The sequence below is a fragment of the Pseudomonas sp. 18173 genome (genome assembly GCF_050432945.1).
Classification (GTDB): Bacteria; Pseudomonadota; Gammaproteobacteria; order Pseudomonadales; family Pseudomonadaceae; genus Aquipseudomonas.
In genome coordinates, this window is the sequence record NZ_JBKFTN010000008.1 from 87,622 (window position 1) to 107,094 (window position 19,473).

General features: G+C 58.9%; 19 protein-coding genes. 4 read left to right on the forward strand and 15 right to left on the reverse strand.

What is annotated here, in order from left to right; translation table 11 throughout:
* Positions 1 to 38: 38 nt before the first annotated feature.
* The gene (locus tag ACLD1X_RS11485) at positions 39 to 665 is read right to left on the reverse strand and encodes a glutathione S-transferase family protein (RefSeq protein ID WP_429367681.1); all 627 of its coding nucleotides are present in this window, start codon (positions 663 to 665) and stop codon (positions 39 to 41) included.
* A 118-nt stretch (positions 666 to 783) separates the two neighbouring features.
* Entirely contained in the window at positions 784 to 1,686 is a 903-nt protein-coding gene (locus ACLD1X_RS11490; protein WP_429367683.1) for a LysR family transcriptional regulator, read from the reverse strand.
* 482 nt (positions 1,687 to 2,168) lie between these two features.
* Here ACLD1X_RS11490 and ACLD1X_RS11495 point away from each other — a divergent pair, with 482 nt between their 5' ends.
* Genes ACLD1X_RS11495 through ACLD1X_RS11510 form a run of 4 tightly spaced genes read left to right on the forward strand, consistent with a single transcriptional unit; the run spans position 2,169 to position 6,978 of the window.
* Positions 2,169 to 3,326: an AI-2E family transporter gene (locus ACLD1X_RS11495; protein ID WP_429367685.1), complete on the forward strand. Its 1,158-nt coding sequence runs from the start codon at positions 2,169 to 2,171 to the stop codon at positions 3,324 to 3,326.
* Between the two features lie 14 nt (positions 3,327 to 3,340).
* Positions 3,341 to 4,852, forward strand: coding sequence for an efflux transporter outer membrane subunit (locus tag ACLD1X_RS11500; RefSeq protein ID WP_429367687.1), 1,512 nt, complete (start codon positions 3,341 to 3,343; stop codon positions 4,850 to 4,852).
* On the forward strand, positions 4,845 to 5,963 hold the full coding sequence (locus ACLD1X_RS11505) for an HlyD family secretion protein (RefSeq protein WP_429367689.1): 1,119 nt from the start codon (positions 4,845 to 4,847) through the stop codon (positions 5,961 to 5,963). The genes ACLD1X_RS11500 and ACLD1X_RS11505 overlap by 8 nt, the downstream gene beginning before the upstream one ends.
* The gene (locus ACLD1X_RS11510) at positions 5,953 to 6,978 is read left to right on the forward strand and encodes a DUF2955 domain-containing protein (RefSeq protein WP_429367691.1); all 1,026 of its coding nucleotides are present in this window, start codon (positions 5,953 to 5,955) and stop codon (positions 6,976 to 6,978) included. The genes ACLD1X_RS11505 and ACLD1X_RS11510 overlap by 11 nt, the downstream gene beginning before the upstream one ends.
* Before the next feature lie 45 nt (positions 6,979 to 7,023).
* Here ACLD1X_RS11510 and glmS read toward each other — a convergent pair whose 3' ends face one another.
* The 13 genes from glmS to ACLD1X_RS11575 all read right to left on the reverse strand — a co-directional run bounded on the left by glmS (position 7,024) and on the right by ACLD1X_RS11575 (position 19,467).
* On the reverse strand, positions 7,024 to 8,856 hold the full coding sequence (glmS, locus tag ACLD1X_RS11515; RefSeq protein WP_429367693.1) for a glutamine--fructose-6-phosphate transaminase (isomerizing): 1,833 nt from the start codon (positions 8,854 to 8,856) through the stop codon (positions 7,024 to 7,026).
* A 1-nt stretch (position 8,857) separates the two neighbouring features.
* A complete protein-coding gene (locus tag ACLD1X_RS11520; RefSeq protein WP_429367695.1) occupies positions 8,858 to 9,634 on the reverse strand; it encodes a DeoR/GlpR family DNA-binding transcription regulator in 777 nt (258 codons plus the stop codon).
* 216 nt (positions 9,635 to 9,850) lie between these two features.
* The gene (gene glmU / locus ACLD1X_RS11525) at positions 9,851 to 11,218 is read right to left on the reverse strand and encodes a bifunctional UDP-N-acetylglucosamine diphosphorylase/glucosamine-1-phosphate N-acetyltransferase GlmU (RefSeq protein WP_429367697.1); all 1,368 of its coding nucleotides are present in this window, start codon (positions 11,216 to 11,218) and stop codon (positions 9,851 to 9,853) included.
* A gap of 113 nt (positions 11,219 to 11,331) precedes the next feature.
* Positions 11,332 to 11,757: a F0F1 ATP synthase subunit epsilon gene (locus ACLD1X_RS11530; RefSeq protein WP_007985046.1), complete on the reverse strand. Its 426-nt coding sequence runs from the start codon at positions 11,755 to 11,757 to the stop codon at positions 11,332 to 11,334.
* Positions 11,758 to 11,802: 45 nt separating this feature from the next.
* Positions 11,803 to 13,179 carry a F0F1 ATP synthase subunit beta gene (gene atpD / locus ACLD1X_RS11535; protein WP_429367699.1) on the reverse strand — a complete coding sequence of 459 codons (1,377 nt, stop codon included), beginning with the start codon at positions 13,177 to 13,179 and terminating at the stop codon, positions 11,803 to 11,805.
* Between the two features lie 27 nt (positions 13,180 to 13,206).
* Positions 13,207 to 14,067 carry a F0F1 ATP synthase subunit gamma gene (gene atpG / locus ACLD1X_RS11540; protein ID WP_429367701.1) on the reverse strand — a complete coding sequence of 287 codons (861 nt, stop codon included), beginning with the start codon at positions 14,065 to 14,067 and terminating at the stop codon, positions 13,207 to 13,209.
* 50 nt (positions 14,068 to 14,117) lie between these two features.
* Positions 14,118 to 15,662, reverse strand: coding sequence for a F0F1 ATP synthase subunit alpha (gene atpA, locus ACLD1X_RS11545; protein WP_429367703.1), 1,545 nt, complete (start codon positions 15,660 to 15,662; stop codon positions 14,118 to 14,120).
* Positions 15,663 to 15,683: 21 nt separating this feature from the next.
* Complete coding sequence (locus ACLD1X_RS11550; protein WP_429367705.1) at positions 15,684 to 16,220, reverse strand: F0F1 ATP synthase subunit delta; 537 nt, start codon at positions 16,218 to 16,220, stop codon at positions 15,684 to 15,686.
* A 12-nt stretch (positions 16,221 to 16,232) separates the two neighbouring features.
* A complete protein-coding gene (locus tag ACLD1X_RS11555; protein WP_007969903.1) occupies positions 16,233 to 16,703 on the reverse strand; it encodes a F0F1 ATP synthase subunit B in 471 nt (156 codons plus the stop codon).
* A gap of 58 nt (positions 16,704 to 16,761) precedes the next feature.
* Positions 16,762 to 17,019, reverse strand: coding sequence for a F0F1 ATP synthase subunit C (atpE, locus tag ACLD1X_RS11560; RefSeq protein WP_003097235.1), 258 nt, complete (start codon positions 17,017 to 17,019; stop codon positions 16,762 to 16,764).
* Between the two features lie 133 nt (positions 17,020 to 17,152).
* Complete coding sequence (gene atpB / locus ACLD1X_RS11565; protein WP_429367710.1) at positions 17,153 to 18,022, reverse strand: F0F1 ATP synthase subunit A; 870 nt, start codon at positions 18,020 to 18,022, stop codon at positions 17,153 to 17,155.
* Between the two features lie 16 nt (positions 18,023 to 18,038).
* A complete protein-coding gene (locus ACLD1X_RS11570; protein WP_007985054.1) occupies positions 18,039 to 18,446 on the reverse strand; it encodes a F0F1 ATP synthase subunit I in 408 nt (135 codons plus the stop codon).
* Between the two features lie 148 nt (positions 18,447 to 18,594).
* Positions 18,595 to 19,467, reverse strand: coding sequence for a ParB/RepB/Spo0J family partition protein (locus ACLD1X_RS11575; RefSeq protein ID WP_429367713.1), 873 nt, complete (start codon positions 19,465 to 19,467; stop codon positions 18,595 to 18,597).
* Positions 19,468 to 19,473 lie beyond the last annotated feature (6 nt).

The window sequence follows — 19,473 nt, forward strand, 5'->3', positions numbered from 1 at the left end:
GCAGAACGGGGCGGCCCGGCAACTCCGGGCCGCTGGCATCAGGCAGTTTTTTGCAGGCCGGCAATGGTGCGTGGCATGCCGACAAAACCCGGCAAGGCTTCGATGCGGGCCAGCCAGGCGCGAATGTTGGCGTACCCGTCCAGCGACACATTGCCCTCGGGCGCATGGGCGATGTAGCTGTAGGCCGCGACGTCGGCCACCGTCGGCTCGCTGCCAGCCAGATACGGCGTATTGGCCAGTTCGTGATCGATCACCTTGAGCACGGTGTGGGCGTAGGCAATCACTTCTTCTGCGTTGTAGGGCGCGCCGAACACAGTAATCAATCTCGCCCGGGCAGGACCGAAGGCAATCGGACCGGCAGCCACCGACAACCAGCGCTGGACCTTGGCGGCACCCACCGGATCGGCTGGCAGCCAGCGACCGTTGCCGTACTTTTGCGCCAGGTAAACCAGAATCGCATTCGAGTCCGCCAACACCACGCCCTGATCATCGATCACCGGCACCTGGCCGAATGCATTGAGCGCCAGGAACGCCGGTTGCTTGTGTTCGCCCTTGGCGAGGTCAACGAAGATCAGTTCGGTCGGCAATTTCAGCAGGGACAGCATCAACTCCACACGATGAGCGTGGCCGGAACGTGGGAAGTTGTAGAGTTTGATCGCTTGCATGGTCGACACCTCGGGTGAGTGGTGCTGTTCGGGGAAAGATGGGACGTATCTTCTACCCTCGACCAAAACAACAGAATCACCAGCAAACGCAATCCATTATTTCACCGGGTGAAATAACTCATCGTTTGAGCGCCGGATGCTCACGCAGCGTGTTCACCGCGAAATCAACAAAACTGCGCACCCGGGCCGGTGCTTTACGTCCACCTTGATAGACCACATGGATGGGTAACGGCGGCAGTTCGAAGTCCGCCAGAATGATTTCCAGCTCTCCGGCAGCCACCTTGCTCGCGACTTGATAAGACAGCACCCGCGTGAAACCCAATCCCAAACTGGCCGCCGTGATGGCCGCCTGATTCGCCGTCACCACCAGCCGCGGTTCAGCCCGTACGCTCAAGGTTTCACCGTCTTCAATGAATGGCCAACTCCGCAGTTGGCCTATGGCCGATGTCGCAATGATCGGCGCCTGGGCCAGCTCCTGTGGATGCCTGGGCCGGCCATGGCTGGCGAGAAACCGTGGCGATGCGCAGATCACCCGCCGCACGTCACCCACGCGGATCGCATGCTGATTGCTGTCTGGGAGTTCGCCAATGCGGATGGCCACATCGACGCCCTCCTCGACCACGCTCACCACCCGGTCCACCAGCAACGCGTTGATGCAGACTTCAGGGAATTGCGTCAGGTAGTTCACCATCAGCGGCGTGACAAACAGCTCGCCAAACAAAACCGGAGCGGTGATGGTCAGTTGTCCACGAGGATGGATGTGGCTGCCCGCTGCCGAGTCCTCGGCTTCCTGCACCTCGGCGAGGATTCTGCGACAGTCCTCCAGATATCGCTGGCCGGCCTCAGTCAAATACACACTGCGCGTCGTACGTGTAAGCAGTTGCGTGCCAATGCGCGTCTCCAACGCCGCCACCGCTCGGGTGACACTGGCCGCCGACAGACCCAGACGCCGCGCCGCCGCCGAAAAACCCTGTTCCTGGGCGACGGCAGCGAAGACCTGCATTTCCTGGAAGCGGTCCATGGGCATGTCCTCATTTCAGAGAGATAAATCACAACCGAAGGCCCGAATGTTAAGTACAGGCGTTCAACAACATAGTTGGGGATATTGATAATTATTGAGGATTATTTTCTTGCGACGGGTGCGGCTGTTCGCAATTATCCGCAGCCGCCCGCTGCAACGGCTAGTGCCTGACCTGGAGAAAACGCCATTGGCTCGGCTTTTCATTCGTTTTCAGGCATTGACTCGACAGCGGTCGCCATCCACTGCAGCAGTGTTCCAGCCTGTGTAAACAGGCGGAATATACGACTGCTCCTATACTACAAACCATCTTGTTACCTATTTAGTCTTGGTAGGTACCTCGTTGAATTTTCCCTATATGAAATAAGGCGTTAGTTACTGGCGCCTGGACAGTTGCCCACCGATGCAGCTTCCAGAATTCATTGAGTGGGAAAAGTGAACTTCAACTGGCTGGCTAACCTGGTGACACCGAAAGGAGTTCGAAAATGTTGCGCACAAACATTTCCGCAAGAGCACTGTCCGGTGGTCTGCTCGATGTACTGATACGCGCCGGGCTGATTACCGTGCTGGTGTTGTTCTGCTTCCAGATCTTCCACCCATTCCTCAACCTCATGCTCTGGGCGATGATACTGGCCATTACCCTGTATCCGCTGCATGCACTCATCAAGCGCAAGCTGGTCAACAAGGACGGGCATGCCGCCACGCTTATCGTGGTGGTCGCCCTGGCCCTGCTGATGGTGCCGATCTACCTGCTGGGCACCTCGATCAGTGAGTCGGTACAGGGCGCGCTGGCAATCCTCAAGTCCGATACGCTGCAGATTCCGCTGCCCAGCGAAAAAATCGCTTCCCTGCCACTCATTGGCAAGCCGCTCTATGGCTACTGGATGCAAGCCGCCACCGACATGAGCAGCGTGCTGATGAAGCTGATGCCGTATATCAAGTCCGTCGGCCTGACCTTGTTGGGCAAAATGGCCGACGTTGGCGTGGGCTTCCTGTTGTTCATCGGTGCACTGATCATTGCCGGTGTGCTCATGGCCTATGGCGAAAACGGCGAAAGAAGCGCACTGGCCATCACCTCGCGCCTTTCCGGTCCTGAGCGCGGCCCACGCATTACCGAGTTGTGCACGGCAACCATCCGCGCGGTCGCCCAAGGCGTGGTGGGCATCGCGTTTATCCAGATGCTGCTGGTAGGTGTGGGCTTCGTGCTCATGGGCGTCCCCGGTGCCGGCCTGCTGGCGATGGTTGCGCTGCTGATGGGGATCATGCAATTGCCAGTGCTGCTGGTGACCCTTCCGGTGATCGCCTATGTCTTCGCCACTGAAGGGACCAGCCTGGCCACCATCGTGTTTTGCATCTACAGCCTGATTGCCGGGATGGCCGACAACGTCCTCAAGCCATTGATGCTGGGTCGTGGCGTCGATGTCCCGATGCCGGTGATTCTCATCGGCGCCCTGGGCGGCATGGTGAGCGGCGGCTTCATTGGTTTGTTCATCGGGCCGGTAGCGCTGGCGGTGGGCTACCAACTGTTCTGGCAATGGGTCCAGGACCAACCGTCTGCCGAGGTACAGAACGAGCCCCCTCTGATCGAGGCATTGAACGAAACACCGCAAATCGAGGCAAAGAACGAGCAGCGTCCCCTCTGAGGAGTTTGCGCTTGATGCCATGCCCTGCTCGCATCAGCCGGCTGCTGATCTGTGGGACCGCCGTCCTGGGGGGGTGCGTGCAATTGGGTCCGGATTTCCAGTCTCCGGCCCAGCCCTGGGTCGAACACTGGAACAGCCCGGCCCTGGAAATCGCCGGGCAAAAACGCGCACAACCGGATAGCCGCCAATGGTGGCATGTGTTCGACGACCCGGTCCTGGACCACTTGATTGCCCAAGCCGATGCCCACAACGCCGACCTGCAGGTCGCTGGCCTGCGGGTCATGGAGTCCCGCGCACAATTGGGCATTGCCCTGAGTGGGCGCTACCCGCAATTGCAGCAGGCCAGCGCCGACAGCCTGTACGTGAACCGTCGGCAATCGGGCGGGGCCAACCCTCAGGACACGCATTTCTGGCAATACAGTGCCGGTTTCGATATCGGTTGGGAGCTGGATTTCTGGGGGCGTTTCAGCCGAGCCATCGAGTCAGCCGACGCGTCCTGGTTTGCCGCCCAGGCCAACTACGAAAATGTCCTGGTGCTGTTGCACGCGCAACTGGCGCAAACCTACTACGCCCTGCGCACCGCCGAGGCGCGCCTGCAGATCGCCCGCAGTAACGCCAAACTGCAAAAACGCAGCTACGAGATCACCGAGCGCCTGTTCAAAAGCGGGGCCGAAGCCGAACTCGATCTGCAACAGGCCAAGACCCAGTACCTGGGCACCCTGAGCACCATTCCGGATTTCGAGAGTCAGGTGGCGAGTCTGCGTAACGCGTTGTCCACCCTGATCGGCCAGCCACCCGGCTCGATCCCTGACCTGGATCGCAACACCGGCGTGGTGCCGCTGCTCGATACCGCGGTCCTGCAGGATGTGCCGGCCAACCTGCTGGTGCGGCGTCCTGATGTTCGCGCTGCCGAGCTGCAAGTGGCGGCGCAATCAGCGTTGATCGGCGTGGCCGAGACCGACCTGTACCCGTCCATCAGCCTGCTGGGCAGCATCGTCTGGTCCGCCAGCTCGCTCAACGGAGCGTCCAATACCCTCGACCTGGTGGCTGGCCCCAGCCTGCGCTGGGACATCTTCGACCATGGCCGGATCACCAACAACGTTCGCGTGCAGGATGCACGCTTGCAGCAGTTGATCGTTATCTACCAGGACAGCGTGCGCCAGGCGGCACGCGAGGCTGACGACGCCGCGACCGGCTTGATCAAGGCACTGGAGCGCGACCGGATCCTCAGCGATGCATCGGTGGCCGCCGAACGTTCGGTGACCCTGGCCAATGCCCAATACCGCGAAGGCTATTCGGACTTCCAGCGCGTCCTCGATGCCCAGCGCGCCCTGTTTGCCCAACAGGATATCTACCTGGTCAACCGTGGCACCGCCGTCAACAGCTTGATCGCCCTGTACAAGGCCCTGGGCGGTGGCTGGTACAGCGACCAGCCGATGATCGACCCGGCCACCCGCAAACAGATGCAACAACGAACCGATTGGGGCGATCTGCTCGACGAACCGAAGGAAAGTGCCCATGAGTGACAGTCAACAACCGGTCGACGAGAAAGCCCCGGCACCCGCCGCCGATCCGGCCAAAAAAGCGATCAACTGGGTGATATTGCTGATCATCCTGAGCCTGGTCTGGTACCTGATGGCCGACCGTTACACCCCCTACACGCAACAGGCACGGGTACAGGCCTTTATTGTGCCAGTGGCGGCTGAGGTTTCCGGTCGTGTGACCCAGGTGCACGTGCGCAACAACCAGGACGTCAAGGCCGGTGAATTGCTGTTTGAGGTCAATCCGGAGCAGTACCGGATCGCCGTCGATCGTGCCCGCGCCGACCTTGAATCGACCCGTCGCCAGGTGGGCGCCAACACCGCCGGCATTGACTCCAAGCAAGCGTCCCTGCGCGCGTCCCAAGCCAATGAGCTCAAGGCGCGCCAAGACATCCAGCGGCTCGAACGCCTTTACCGCGAAGACCCTGGCACCATCTCGCTGCGACGCCTGGAAATATCCCGCGCTACCCTGGAAGAGTCCATCAGCCAGGTCGCCGCAGCCAAGGCCGAGGTGCAACGTGCACGCGAACAACAGGGTGGCAATGAAGCAGAGAACGCCCAGTTGCTCAGTGCCGCCAGCAACCTTGAAAAAGCCGAGCTGGACTTGAGCAACACGAAAGTCCACGCGCGCTCGGCCGGCCTGATCACCGATTTGCGCACCGATGTCGGCCAGTTCGCCGCCGCCGGTGCGCCGGTAATGACCCTGATCGCCATCCACGATGTCTGGATCAGCGCCGACATGACCGAAAACAACCTGGGAAGTGTCCAGCCCGGGACGCCGGTGTCCATCGTCCTCGACGCGCTGCCGGGGAAAGTTTTCAAAGGCCATGTGCGCAGCGTCGGCTATGGCGTCGAAGTCGGTCAGAGCACCCAGCCGGGCAGCCTGCCGAAAGTGGAGAACAGCCGCGATTGGCTACGCCCTGCCCAGCGATTTCCGGTCATCATCGAGTTCGAACCGGGTGAGCTGAGCAGTCCGCAGAGCATCCGTGCCGGCGGCCAGGCCGAAGTCATGGCGTTCCCGAGTGAAGGTAACCTGCTGAATATTCCGGGTCGCCTGTTCCTGCGCCTGATGAGCTGGATGTCCTATGCGTACTGAGCGCCCGGCCCGCGTTCAACGCGCCTTGCGCCTTGGTTTCGGTACGGCGCTGTGTCTGGCAGCGAGCTTCGGTCTGGCCTTGCCTATACCGTTCCTCGCGCCGATGCTGGCGTTGATGATGCTGGCAGCGATGAACCGACCGTTACCGTTCAAGGCCAGCCTGGGTCTGATCCTGATCCTTATGCTGACCACCGGGACCGGCCTGCTGCTCATTCCCCTGCTGCGTTACTACCCGCTCAGTGGTGTGCTGCTGGTAGGGCTATGCCTGTTCCTGGCCTTCGGTTATGGCCTGCGTGGCGGCAACCCGCTGGTGGCGACTTTCCTGGTGGTGGGCCTGACCTTGATCAGTGCGGCCGGAACCGCTGAATTCGCCTTGGCGCTTGAGGTGATCGTGGCCCTGGTCAAGGGCCTGTTCCTGGCCGTCACGACGCTGACCATCAGTCATTGGCTGTTTCCCGACCCCGCCAGCGCCCCCGCGGCCAAACCCGGCCCGAGCCTTTCTCCAACCGAAAGCGGTTGGCTGGCGCTGCGTGCCACACTGGTGGTGCTGCCGACTTTCCTGCTGGCCATGGTCGACCCGGCCAGCTACCTGCCGATCATCATGAAAGCCGTCAGCCTCGGCCAACAAAGCTGCGCCACCAGCGCCCGCACCGCCGGCCAGGAATTACTCGGCTCGACCTTGCTCGGTGGCCTGATGGCGATTGTTTTCTGGTGCGCGCTGAGCCTGTTCGTCAACCTGTGGATGTTTTTTCTGTGGATGCTGCTGTTCGGTTTGCTGGTGGCCAGGAAACTCTACGGCCTGGCCCGGACCCGGCAGCCGCCAGGGTTCTGGCTCAACAGCCTGGCCACCCTGATCATCCTGCTCGGCCAATCGGTACAGGACAGTGCTGCGGGCAAGGATGTCTACACCGCCTTCGCCATCCGCATGGGCCTGTTCATTCTGGTGACCTTGTACGCTTGCGCCATGGTCCATCTGCTCGACACGCGACGGCAACGGCGCATTACTTCCACCTAGAAAAAGAAAAACCCCCTGAGAAGGGGGTTTTTCATTGTGGATAACTTATTCCACGGTGACCGACTTCGCCAGGTTGCGCGGCTGGTCAACGTCGGTGCCTTTGAGTACGGCAACGTAGTACGACAGCAGCTGCAGCGGGATGGTGTAGAGAATCGGCGACAGGATGTCGTGGATGTGCGGCATGTGCACCACGTGGGTGCCTTCACCGTTGGTCATGCCGGCCTTCTCGTCAGCGAAGACGATCAACTGGCCACCGCGGGCGCGGACTTCCTGAAGGTTGGACTTCAACTTCTCCAGCAGTTCGTTGTTCGGCGCCACGGTCACCACTGGCATGTCGTTATCCACAAGCGCCAACGGGCCGTGTTTCAGCTCGCCGGCCGGATAGGCTTCAGCGTGGATGTAGGAGATTTCCTTGAGCTTGAGCGCCCCTTCCATCGCCACCGGGAACTGCGCACCACGGCCGAGGAACAGCGTGTGGTTTTTCTCGGCGAACAGCTCGGAGATTTTTTCCACGGTGCTGTCCATGGCCAGCGCTTCGCCCAGACGGGTTGGCAAACGACGCAGTTCTTCGACCAGCGTCGCTTCGACGCCTTTTGCCAGAGAGCCATGAACCTGACCCAGGGAAAGCGTCAGCAACAACAGGCCAACCAACTGCGTGGTGAAAGCTTTGGTCGATGCCACACCGATTTCGCGACCGGCCTGGGTCAACAGGGTCAGATCGGATTCACGCACCAGCGAGCTGATGCCGACGTTGCAGATCGCCAGGCTGGCGAGGAAGCCCAGTTCCTTGGCGTTGCGTAGCGCAGCCAGGGTGTCGGCGGTTTCACCGGACTGGGAAATGGTCACGAACAGGGTGTTTGGCTGCACCACCACCTTGCGGTAGCGGAATTCGCTGGCGACTTCGACCTGGCACGGAATACCGGCCAGCTCTTCGAGCCAGTAACGCGCAACCATGCCGGCGTGGTAACTGGTGCCACACGCAACGATCTGTACGTTACGCACTTTGGCGAACAGCTCGGCCGCCTGTGGGCCGAATGCCTGTACCAATACCTGGTTCTGGCTCAGGCGGCCTTCCAGGGTGCGCTGCACCACGGACGGTTGCTCGTGGATTTCCTTGAGCATGAAATGGCGGAACTCGCCTTTCTCAGCGGCTTCGGCGCCGTCGCGGTACTGCACCGCTTCACGCACGACAGACTGACCGTTAACGTCCCAGATCTGCACGCTGTCGCGGCGGATTTCGGCGATATCGCCTTCTTCCAGGTACATGAAGCGGTCGGTGACCTGGCGCAGGGCCAACTGGTCGGACGCCAGGAAGTTTTCCCCCAGGCCCAGGCCGATCACCAGCGGGCTGCCGCTGCGCGCCGCAACCAGGCGATCCGGTTGCTGCATGCTGATCACCGCCAGGCCGTAGGCACCGTGCAACTCTTTGACGGTCGCCTTGAGGGCCACGGTCAGATCGCGCAGATCCTTGAGTTTGTGGTTCAGCAGGTGCGCAATGACTTCGGTGTCGGTGTCCGAGGTGAACACGTAACCGAGGGCCTTGAGTTGTTCACGCAGGGCTTCGTGGTTTTCGATGATGCCGTTGTGCACCACTGCCAGGTCACCGGAAAAATGCGGGTGGGCGTTGCGCTCGCACGGCGCACCATGGGTGGCCCAGCGCGTGTGGGCGATACCCAGACGACCAACCAGCGGCGCGGCTGCCAATGCCTGTTCCAGCTCACTGACCTTGCCCGGACGACGCAGGCGCTCGAGTTTTTCATCGTTGGTGTAGACCGCCACGCCAGCGCTGTCATACCCACGGTATTCGAGACGTTTCAGGCCTTCGACGAGGATGGCGGTGATGTTACGTTCTGCGACTGCGCCGACAATTCCACACATGCTATTTCTCCTGACTGACAGCCGCGCAAATCAAAGTGATACCGCGCGCCTGAATCTGATCGCGAGCCTCAAGCGGCAAGCGTTCATCGGTAATAAGGGTATGGACGCTGCTCCAGGGCAGCTCCAGGTTGGGAATCTTGCGGCCGATCTTGTCGGCCTCCACCATCACGACCACTTCGCGGGCGACTTCGGCCATGACCCGGCTCAATCCGAGCAGTTCATTGAAGGTGGTGGTACCGCGGACCAGATCGATGCCATCGGCGCCGATGAACAACTGGTCGAAATCGTAGGAGCGTAGTACCTGCTCGGCAACCTGCCCCTGAAAGGACTCGGAATGCGGGTCCCAGGTGCCGCCGGTCATCAACAGCACCGGTTCGTGCTCAAGTTCGCTCAAGGCGTTGGCGACATGCAACGAGTTGGTCATCACCACCAGGCCCGGTTGCTGTCCGAGCTCCGGGATCATCGAGGCGGTGGTACTGCCACTGTCGATAATGATGCGCGCATGCTCGCGAATCCGCGTGACGGCGGCGCGGGCGATGGCTTGTTTGTACTTGGAAACCGGCTGACCAAGATCGGCCACCAGTTCCTGAGGCATGGTGATCGCCCCGCCGTAACGACGCAGCAACAGACCATTGCTTTCAAGTGCCGCCAGATCCTTGCGAATCGTAACTTCTGAAGTTTCGAAGTGCTTGGCCAACTCATCAACACTGACTTCGCCCTGCTCGTTGAGCAAGGCGAGAATGTTGTGACGACGCTGGGGTGTGTTGCGCTTCGACATGAGCTGGTAAGTTTCGTTTCGAAAGATAGTGAAAGCAATCAAAACCTATAAGCGAAACTTCGTCAAGCACCATGCGATAAAAAGAGTTGTGGATAACCTGTAGGAACGAGCTCGCTCGCGATGGACTTAAGGGCGCTGCTTTTATTCAGACTAACCTCGTCATCGTTGACGTCCATCGCGAGCAAGCTCGCTCCTACAATTGGGGTTGTGGATAACTCAGCTCTTCTTGATCTTCTCCGGCCGCTTCCAGCCATCGATGTTCTTCTGGCGAGCACGACCAATCGCCAACTGGGATTTATCCACAGCCGAGGTAATGGTCGAACCGGCCGCCGTGGTCGCGCCATCCGAGATATCCACAGGCGCTACCAACGAGTTGTTGGAACCTATGAACACATCTTCGCCCAGCACGGTTTTCCACTTGTTCGCGCCGTCGTAGTTGCAGGTAATGGTGCCGGCACCGATGTTGGTGCGCGCGCCCACTTCGGCATCGCCCAGGTAAGCCAGGTGACCGGCCTTGGCGCCTTCGCCCATGTGGGCGTTTTTCAGTTCGACGAAGTTACCCACATGTGCGCGGGCTTCCAGCACGGTACCTGGGCGCAAACGGGCGAACGGGCCGGCATCGCTGCCTTCACCCAGAACGGCACCTTCGATATGGCTGTTGGCCTTGATGACCACGCCTTTGCGCAGGGTGCTGTCCTTGATCACGCAGTTCGGGCCGATCACCACGTCATCTTCAATGACCACCTTGCCTTCGAGAATCACGTTGATGTCGATGAGTACGTCGCGCCCGACCGTGACTTCACCACGAATGTCGAAACGAGCCGGGTCGCGCAGCGTCACACCTTGAGCCATCAAACGACGACCGGCGCGCAATTGATAATGCCGCTCCAGTTCGGAAAGCTGCTTGCGGTCGTTGGCGCCCTGCACTTCCATGGCGTCGTGCGGCTGCTCGGTGGCCACCACCAGACCATCGCTCACTGCCATGGCAATGATGTCGGTCAGGTAGTACTCGCCTTGGGCGTTATTGTTGGAGAGTCGGCTCATCCAGTCGCCAAGACGGGCAAAAGGCAGCGCCAGAATGCCGGTATTACCTTCTGTAATCAGACGTTCGGCGTCATTGGCGTCTTTTTGTTCGACGATAGCCGCAACGTTGCCGGCGGCATCACGAACAATGCGGCCGTAACCGGTCGGGTCATCCAGTTCGACGGTCAGCAAGCCCAACTGCTGCGGCCCCACCTGCGTGAGCAGGCGTTTCAGGGTTTCGACTTCGATCAATGGCACATCGCCGTAGAGCACCAGCACGGTGTCGGACTGAATGAACGGCACTGCCTGAGCAACGGCGTGACCGGTACCCAGCTGTTTGTCCTGCAGGACGAAGTTCAGGTCATCCGCCGCCAGGCGTTCGCGCACGGCATCGGCACCATGACCGATCACCACGTGAATGCGCTGTGGATCAAGTTGCCGGGCGCTGTGGATAACATGACCGAGCATGGAGTTACCAGCAATCGGGTGCAGGACTTTCGGCAAAGCGGAACGCATACGCGTGCCTTGGCCAGCAGCAAGAATAACGATTTCGAGAGACATGACTGGCTACCAATCCTGGGTGGTCAGCGGCTGCGACCAGGTTTTAAAAGTCGGAAAAGAAAAAAGGGTAGCCGAGGCTACCCTTTTTAATCAATCACACAACAAGTGCCGCCTTAGTGGCCGAACTTCTTGCGGATCTGCTGGACGGTGCGCAGCTGAGCTGCGGCCTCGGCCAGACGTGCGGCAGCAGAACCGTAATCGAATTCCGCGCCTCGCTCATGCAAGGCTTTCTCGGCAGCCTTAACGGCTTCCAAAGCTGCGGCTTCGTCCAGGTCGGCAGCACGTTGCACGGTGTCGGCAAGAACCTTGACCATGTTCGGCTGAACCTCGAGGAAGCCACCGGAGATGTAATACACCTCCTCTTCCCCGCCCTGCTTGACCAGGCGGATCGGACCTGGCTTCAGATTAGTGATCAGCGGCGCGTGACCCAGGGCGATACCAAGATCACCCAGTGCACCGTGCGCAATCACCATCTCGACCAGACCGGAAAAGATTTCTCCTTCCGCGCTGACGATATCGCAATGGACTGTCATAGCCATCTGATTGCCTCAACCTAAATTAGCGCCCGTTGCCGGGCGCCGGGATTACAGTTTCTTGGCTTTCTCGATCGCTTCTTCGATGCCGCCAACCATGTAGAACGCTTGTTCTGGCAGGTGGTCGTAGTCACCGTTGAGGATGCCTTTGAAGCCAGCAATGGTGTCTTTCAGGGAAACGTATTTACCCGATGCACCGGTGAAGACTTCAGCCACGAAGAACGGCTGCGACAAGAAGCGCTGGATCTTACGAGCACGGTTTACCAACTGCTTGTCGGCTTCCGACAGCTCGTCCATACCCAGGATCGCAATGATGTCCTTCAGTTCTTTGTAACGCTGCAGCACGTACTGAACACCGCGAGCGGTTTCGTAGTGGTCGTTGCCGATCACGTTCGGGTCCAGCTGACGCGAAGTCGAGTCCAGTGGGTCTACCGCCGGGTAGATACCCAGGGAAGCGATGTCACGGGACAGAACGACGGTGGCGTCCAAGTGGGCAAACGTGGTCGCTGGCGACGGGTCGGTCAAGTCGTCCGCTGGTACGTATACGGCCTGGATCGAAGTAATCGAACCTTGCTTGGTCGAAGTGATGCGCTCTTGCAGCACGCCCATCTCTTCAGCCAGGGTCGGCTGGTAACCTACTGCAGAAGGCATACGGCCCAGCAGTGCGGATACTTCGGTACCGGCCAGGGTGTAACGATAGATGTTGTCGACGAACAGCAGAACGTCGTTACCTTCGTCACGGAACTTCTCGGCCATGGTCAGGCCGGTCAGGGCTACGCGCAGACGGTTTCCCGGCGGCTCGTTCATCTGACCGTAAACCAGTGCCACTTTGTCCAGAACGTTGGAGTCCTTCATCTCGTGGTAGAAGTCGTTACCCTCACGAGTACGCTCACCCACACCGGCGAACACGGAATAACCGCTGTGCTCGATGGCGATGTTACGGATCAGTTCCATCATGTTTACGGTCTTGCCTACACCGGCACCACCGAACAGACCGACTTTACCGCCCTTGGCGAACGGGCAAACCAAGTCGATAACCTTGATACCGGTTTCCAGCAGGTCGTTGCCGCCCGCTTGTTCAGCGAAGGATGGCGCAGGACGGTGAATGCCCCAGCGCTCTTCGGTGTCGATCGGACCAGCTTCGTCAATCGGGTTGCCCAGTACGTCCATGATCCGGCCCAGGGTCGCTTTACCGACCGGTACGGAGATGGCAGCGCCAGAGTCGATTACGTCCAGACCGCGCTTCAAGCCTTCGGTGGAACCCATCGCAATGGTACGAACTACGCCGTCGCCCAGCTGCTGCTGAACTTCCAGGGTAGTGTCCGCGCCTTGTACTTTCAGCGCGTTGTAGATGCTCGGTACGCTGTCGCGTGGAAATTCCACGTCGATAACGGCGCCGATGATTTGAACGATACGTCCGCTACTCATAGCTGGATCCTCTGAATATTTGAACCGTTAAACCGCGGCAGCGCCGCCGACGATTTCCGAGATCTCTTGGGTGATCGCAGCCTGACGCGCCTTGTTGTAGACCAGCTGCAAATCGCTGATCAAATCACCGGCGTTGTCGGTAGCGTTTTTCATCGCGATCATCCGCGCAGCTTGTTCAGCCGCGTTGTTCTCGACCACCGCCTGGTAGACCTGCGACTCCACGTAACGGACCATCAAGCCGTCGAGCAGCTCCTTGGCATCCGGTTCGTAGAGATAGTCCCAGTGGTGCTTGAGTTCTTGATCCGGGGTTGCCACCAGTGGAATCAACTGCTCCACGGTTGGCTGTTGTGTCATGGTGTTGATGAACTTGTTGGACACCACGGACAGGCGGTCAATACGGCCTTCCAGATAAGCATCCAGCATCACCTTGACGCTGCCGATCAGGTCATTGATCGACGGCTCTTCACCCAGGTGGCTGATAGCTGCAACGACGTTACCGCCGAAGTTGCGGAAGAATGCCGCACCCTTGCTACCAACTACACACAGATCGATCTCGACGCCGTTTTCGCGGTTTACCGCCATGTCCTTGACCAAAGCCTTGAACAGGTTGGTGTTCAAGCCACCACACAGACCACGGTCACTGCTCACGACGACATAACCAACGCGCTTTACTTCACGGTCGATCATGAACGGGTGGCGATATTCCGGGTTAGCGTTGGCCAGATGGCCAATAACCTGGCGGATGCGCTCCGCATAAGGACGGCTAGCAGCCATGCGCATTTGTGCCTTGCGCATTTTGCTGACCGCCACTTTTTCCATGGCGCTGGTAATCTTTTGCGTGCTTTTGATGCTCGCAATCTTACTGCGAATCTCTTTTGCGCCTGCCATGTAACACCTATCAGGTTAGCAAGCGGGAGCCGCTAGGCTCCCGCTGCGGCTTACCAGGTTTGGGTGGCCTTGAACTTCTCGATACCGGCTTTCAGGCCGCCATCGATTTCGTCATTGAAGTCACCCTTCACGTTGATCTTCGCCATCAATTCGGCGTGATCGCGGTTGAAGTAAGCAATCAGCGCTTGTTCGAAGCTGCCGACTTTGGTGATTTCAACGTCAGTCAGGAACCCACGCTCAGCGGCATACAGCGACAGCGACATGTCGGCGATCGACATTGGCGCGTATTGCTTCTGCTTCATCAGCTCGGTAACGCGCTGACCATGCTCAAGTTGCTTACGGGTCGCTTCGTCCAGGTCAGAAGCGAACTGGGCGAATGCCGCCAGTTCACGGTACTGAGCCAGAGCGGTACGGATACCACCGGACAGCTTCTTGATGATCTTGGTCTGAGCGGCACCACCCACACGGGATACCGAAACACCGGCGTTCACAGCAGGACGGATGCCCGAGTTGAACATGGCCGATTCCAGGAAGATCTGACCGTCGGTGATGGAAATCACGTTGGTCGGAACGAACGCGGAAACGTCGCCAGCCTGGGTTTCGATGATCGGCAGTGCGGTCAGGGAACCGGTTTTGCCGGTCACTGCGCCGTTGGTGAACTTCTCTACGTACTCTTCCGAAACGCGGGATGCGCGCTCCAGCAGACGGGAGTGGAGATAGAACACGTCGCCTGGGTAAGCTTCACGGCCTGGTGGACGGCGCAGCAGCAGGGAGATCTGGCGGTAAGCCACTGCCTGCTTGGACAGATCGTCATAAACGATCAGCGCGTCTTCACCGCGGTCGCGGAAGAATTCACCCATGGTGCAACCGGCGTACGGTGCCAGGTATTGCAGCGCAGGAGATTCCGAAGCACTTGCAGCCACGATGATCGTGTTTTTCAGTGCGCCGTTTTCTTCCAGTTTGCGAACCACGTTGGCGATGGTCGATTGTTTCTGACCGATGGCTACGTAGACGCAGAAAATGCCGCTGTCTTTCTGGTTGATGATCGCGTCGATCGCCAGAGCGGTTTTACCGATCTGACGGTCACCGATGATCAGCTCACGCTGGCCACGGCCGACAGGGATCATGGCATCGACAGCCTTGTAGCCAGTCTGTACAGGCTGGTCTACCGACTTACGCCAGATCACGCCTGGAGCAACCTTCTCGACCGCGTCGGTCTGGGTGTTGCCCAGCGGACCTTTGCCGTCAACCGGGTTACCCAGTGCGTCGACTACGCGACCCAGCAGTTCCTTACCAACCGGAACTTCCAGGATGCGGCCAGTGCACTTGGCGCTCATGCCTTCAGCCAGAGACTGGTATGCGCCCAGGATAACGGCACCTACGGAGTCTTGCTCCAGGTTGAGGGCCATACCGTAGACGCCGCCCGGAAACTCGATCATCTCGCCGGACATTACGTCGGCCAGACCGTGAATCCGCACGATACCGTCAGATACGCTGACGACAGTGCCTTCGTTACGGGCTTGGGAGGTCACATCGAGCTTGTCGATGCGGCCCTTGATAATTTCACTTATTTCGGAAGGATTGAGTTGCTGCATTGCTCTGCTGCCCCTTCAAACTCAAGATTTCAATGCTTCGGCAAGTTTCGCGATTTTGCCGCGAATCGAGCCATCGATAACCAGGTCGCCGGCGCGGATGACAACACCCCCAATAAGGGATGAATCTTCCTCGACTTGCAGGCGCACTTCCCGGTTGAGTCGTGCACTGAGAACCTTGGCGAGTTTGTCTTGCTGTTCTTGGTTCAATGCGTAGGCACTGGTCACTTCCACGTCTACCGATTTCTCTTGCTCGGCCTTGTACAGGTCGAACAGGGCGGCGATCTCCGGCAGAAGCAGGAGGCGCTCGTTTTCGGCAACAACGTGAATGAAATTCTGTGCCTTGGCATCGAACTTGTCGCCGCACACGTCAATGAACGTGGCGGCCTTTTCTGCGCTCGTCAGTCGCGGGGCCTTGAGCACGCGCTGCATGGTGTCGTCTTCCGACACCGCTGCAGCCAGGCCGAGCATGGCTGACCAATTGGCCAGTTGCTGGTGGGCCTGAGCGTGCTCGAAGGCCGCCTTAGCGTAAGGTCGGGCCAACGTGGTCAGTTCTGCCATGATCGCCCTCGCTTAGATTTCAGCAGCCAGTTGGTTAACCAGCTCTGCGTGCGCGTTTTGATCGATTGCCTTGCCCAGGATCTTCGAAGCACCGCCAACGGCCAGGCTACCCACTTGGGCGCGCAGCGCGTCTTTGACGCTGTTCAGTTCCTGTTCGATCTCGGCCTGAGCCTGAGCCTTCACACGGTCAGCTTCGACGCGAGCCTGTTCACGGGCTTCGTCGACAATCTGGGTACCGCGTTTCTTGGCTTGCTCGATGATTTCAGCTGCCTGAGCTTTCGCTTCGCGCAGTTGCTGACCCGCTTTCTCTTGGGCCAACTCCAGGTCGCGAGCTGCTCGGCTGGCAGCGTCCAGACCATCAGCGATCTTCTTTTGACGTTCGTGCAGTGCCGTGATGACCGGAGGCCATACGAACTTCATGCAGAACAGTACAAAAATCAGGAACGCAACGGACTGGCCAATCAGGGTCGCATTAATGTTCACGCCAACACCTCGCAGTTACGTTGTCCATCACACCAAATTACCCGGAAGATCCGAGTAATTAGCCAGCGATTTGACCAACGAACGGGTTCGCAAAGGTGAAGAACAGAGCGATACCAACACCGATCATGGTTACGGCGTCGAGCAGACCGGCAACGATGAACATTTTAACTTGCAGCATTGGAACCATTTCTGGCTGACGCGCAGCGCCTTCCAGGAACTTGCCGCCCAGCAGGCCGAAACCAATTGCGGTACCCAGTGCGCCCAGGCCGATCAACAGTGCAACAGCGATAGCGGTTAGACCAACTACAGTTTCCATCTTTCCTCCCGACTTTTACGTCGTATGGTTTAGGTTTTTTAGATTAAAGCGGTAAAACAAATCGTTTCAGAGGCCCGGTGAAGAGCCCCTTCCCGTTTTACCGGGAAGGACATCAGACTAGTCGAGACTGGCCTTAATGGTTTTCTTCGTGTGCCATCGACAGGTAGACGATGGTCAGCATCATGAAGATGAACGCCTGCAGGGTGATGATCAGGATGTGGAACACAGCCCACGCCCACTGCAGAACAACGCCCAGGCCGCTGAGCCAGAGCAGACCGCTGCCGAACATCACAGCAATCAGAATGAAGACCAGCTCGCCGGCGTACATGTTGCCGAACAGACGCAGAGCCAGGGAGATCGGCTTGGCGATCAGGGTCACGAATTCCAGCAGGAAGTTCACCGGGATCAGCAGGGCTTGAACGAAGATGTTCTTGCTGCCGAACGGGTGCAGGGTCAGCTCGCCGATGAAACCGCCGAGGCCCTTGACCTTGATGCTATAGAAAATGATCAGTGCGAAAACCGAGAACGCCATGCCCAGGGTCGCGTTCGGGTCGGTGGTCGACACGGCACGGAACGGGATGTGGTGGTCGCCGGAGATCAGGATGGCCAGTTGAGGAATCCAGTCGACCGGTACCAGGTCGACGGCGTTCATCAGGAACACCCAGACGAAGATGGTCAGTGCCAGCGGTGCAATCACCGGGCTACGGCCATGGAAGCTGTCTTTCACGCTGCCATCGACGAATTCGACCAAAACTTCAACGAAGTTCTGCAAAGCACCAGGCTGACCGGAAGTCGCCTTCTTTGCCGCCATGCGGAAAAGAAGAACGAAGATCAGACCCAATGCGATCGACCAGCCGAGAGTATCGACGTGGAAAGCCCAGAAGCCCATTTCCTTGGCTTCTGCTGCGGTGTGGGCAAAGCCCCAGCCGCCGGTAGGGTGCTGACCGAAGGTCAGGTTCTGCAAGTGGTGCTGGATATAGCCCGAAGCGGTTGTTTCTGCCATGGTTGCCTCAAACGCCCTAAGGTCTCGAAAGTCTTGTTCTCATTAGCAGGGGAGCGAACCAGCTGACCAGTTGGGTCAGCACGAAGACGCCGAATACAGCCAGCGGCGCCAATGGCTTCACACCTGCGAACGTCAATGCAAAAAGCACAGCCGTCAAAATCAGTTTGCCCGCCTCGCCGGCATAAAATGACCGGACGATGGCTTGAGCTGCCCGGGCGCCGGAAAACCGAAATGCCCTGTGAGCGAAATAAACATTGGGAAGCAAGGCTATCAGGCCTCCGCAAAGTCCCGAGTACCCGGCAACGACTCCATATCGTTGCCAGAGCGCCAAAGCGGCAATGAGCAGAACGACAAATTGAGCCATTAACACCGGAAAAACTGCCAGGCGATGGAACGGCAGGCGGTTTGGCGTGCGGGTTTCCATCACTATTGCTCTCCAATGGTCGGCTGCCGAAATTCAATAACTTGGCATAATTTGTGCCGACAAAATGCGCGCAGAGTATAGGGGCGGTTCAGCCCCTATTCAACTGTCAGGTAGTGATTTCCGACTGCACGCTACATGTGGAAATGTTTCAGCGGATATGTGCGAGTACACCTTGTAGTTCATCCAGGGAGTTATATCCAATCACTAACTGCCCTTTACCCTTCTTACCGTGGCGAATCTGCACCGCAGAGCCTAGGCGCTCGGCCAGGCGCTGTTCGAGGCGGGCGATATCCGGGTCCGGTTTTGCAGGTTCAACAGGCTCCGGTTTGCCACTCAACCACTGGCGAACGAGTGCCTCGGTTTGGCGCACTGTCAGCCCGCGTGCGACAACATGTCGCGCCCCTTCAACCTGTTGATTGTCCGGCAAACCGAGCAAAGCACGGGCATGACCCATTTCCAGGTCACCGTGGGACAACATGGTCTTGATGACTTCCGGCAAGGAAATCAGGCGCAGCAGGTTAGCCACGGTCACCCGGGACTTGCCCACGGCTTCGGCCACCTGTTGCTGGGTCAGCTGGAACTCCTGCTGCAAACGCTGCAAGGCCATCGCTTCTTCAATCGGGTTCAGGTCTTCGCGCTGGATGTTCTCGATCAGGGCGATGGCGATCGCGGTTTCATCGGGTACGTCGCGAACCATCGCCGGGATGGTTTCCTGCCCGGCTTGCTGGCTGGCGCGCCAGCGGCGCTCACCGGCAATGATTTCAAAACGGCCACCGCCGATCGGGCGAACCACGATGGGCTGCATGACGCCCTGGGCCTTGATCGACTGCGCCAGCTCTTCGAGCGCCTGCGGATCCATGTCACGTCGCGGCTGGTATTTGCCGCGCTGGAGCAGATCCAGGGGAAGGTGTTGCAGCTCACGCTGATCGGCTTGCGCCGCTTGTTCTTCCAGCGAGCTGACAGTCGGACCACTCAACAGAGCATCCAGTCCACGTCCGAGACCTCGTTTCTTGACGGCCATGGGGAT

What these genes read in the sequence shown, in the direction of transcription:
- ACLD1X_RS11495 (WP_429367685.1), top strand. Translation starts at nt 2,169, where the DNA reads ATGTTGCGCACAAACATTTCCGCAAGAGCACTGTCCGGTGGTCTGCTC.
- ACLD1X_RS11505 (WP_429367689.1), top strand. Translation starts at nt 4,845, where the DNA reads ATGAGTGACAGTCAACAACCGGTCGACGAGAAAGCCCCGGCACCCGCC.
- ACLD1X_RS11570 (WP_007985054.1), bottom strand. Translation starts at nt 18,446, where the DNA reads ATGGAAACCCGCACGCCAAACCGCCTGCCGTTCCATCGCCTGGCAGTT.
- atpE (WP_003097235.1), bottom strand. Translation starts at nt 17,019, where the DNA reads ATGGAAACTGTAGTTGGTCTAACCGCTATCGCTGTTGCACTGTTGATC.
- glmS (WP_429367693.1), bottom strand. Translation starts at nt 8,856, where the DNA reads ATGTGTGGAATTGTCGGCGCAGTCGCAGAACGTAACATCACCGCCATC.
- ACLD1X_RS11500 (WP_429367687.1), top strand. Translation starts at nt 3,341, where the DNA reads ATGCCATGCCCTGCTCGCATCAGCCGGCTGCTGATCTGTGGGACCGCC.
- ACLD1X_RS11520 (WP_429367695.1), bottom strand. Translation starts at nt 9,634, where the DNA reads ATGTCGAAGCGCAACACACCCCAGCGTCGTCACAACATTCTCGCCTTG.
- atpA (WP_429367703.1), bottom strand. Translation starts at nt 15,662, where the DNA reads ATGCAGCAACTCAATCCTTCCGAAATAAGTGAAATTATCAAGGGCCGC.
- ACLD1X_RS11530 (WP_007985046.1), bottom strand. Translation starts at nt 11,757, where the DNA reads ATGGCTATGACAGTCCATTGCGATATCGTCAGCGCGGAAGGAGAAATC.
- ACLD1X_RS11490 (WP_429367683.1), bottom strand. Translation starts at nt 1,686, where the DNA reads ATGGACCGCTTCCAGGAAATGCAGGTCTTCGCTGCCGTCGCCCAGGAA.
- ACLD1X_RS11550 (WP_429367705.1), bottom strand. Translation starts at nt 16,220, where the DNA reads ATGGCAGAACTGACCACGTTGGCCCGACCTTACGCTAAGGCGGCCTTC.
- glmU (WP_429367697.1), bottom strand. Translation starts at nt 11,218, where the DNA reads ATGTCTCTCGAAATCGTTATTCTTGCTGCTGGCCAAGGCACGCGTATG.
- atpD (WP_429367699.1), bottom strand. Translation starts at nt 13,179, where the DNA reads ATGAGTAGCGGACGTATCGTTCAAATCATCGGCGCCGTTATCGACGTG.
- atpB (WP_429367710.1), bottom strand. Translation starts at nt 18,022, where the DNA reads ATGGCAGAAACAACCGCTTCGGGCTATATCCAGCACCACTTGCAGAAC.
- ACLD1X_RS11510 (WP_429367691.1), top strand. Translation starts at nt 5,953, where the DNA reads ATGCGTACTGAGCGCCCGGCCCGCGTTCAACGCGCCTTGCGCCTTGGT.
- ACLD1X_RS11575 (WP_429367713.1), bottom strand. Translation starts at nt 19,467, where the DNA reads ATGGCCGTCAAGAAACGAGGTCTCGGACGTGGACTGGATGCTCTGTTG.
- ACLD1X_RS11485 (WP_429367681.1), bottom strand. Translation starts at nt 665, where the DNA reads ATGCAAGCGATCAAACTCTACAACTTCCCACGTTCCGGCCACGCTCAT.
- atpG (WP_429367701.1), bottom strand. Translation starts at nt 14,067, where the DNA reads ATGGCAGGCGCAAAAGAGATTCGCAGTAAGATTGCGAGCATCAAAAGC.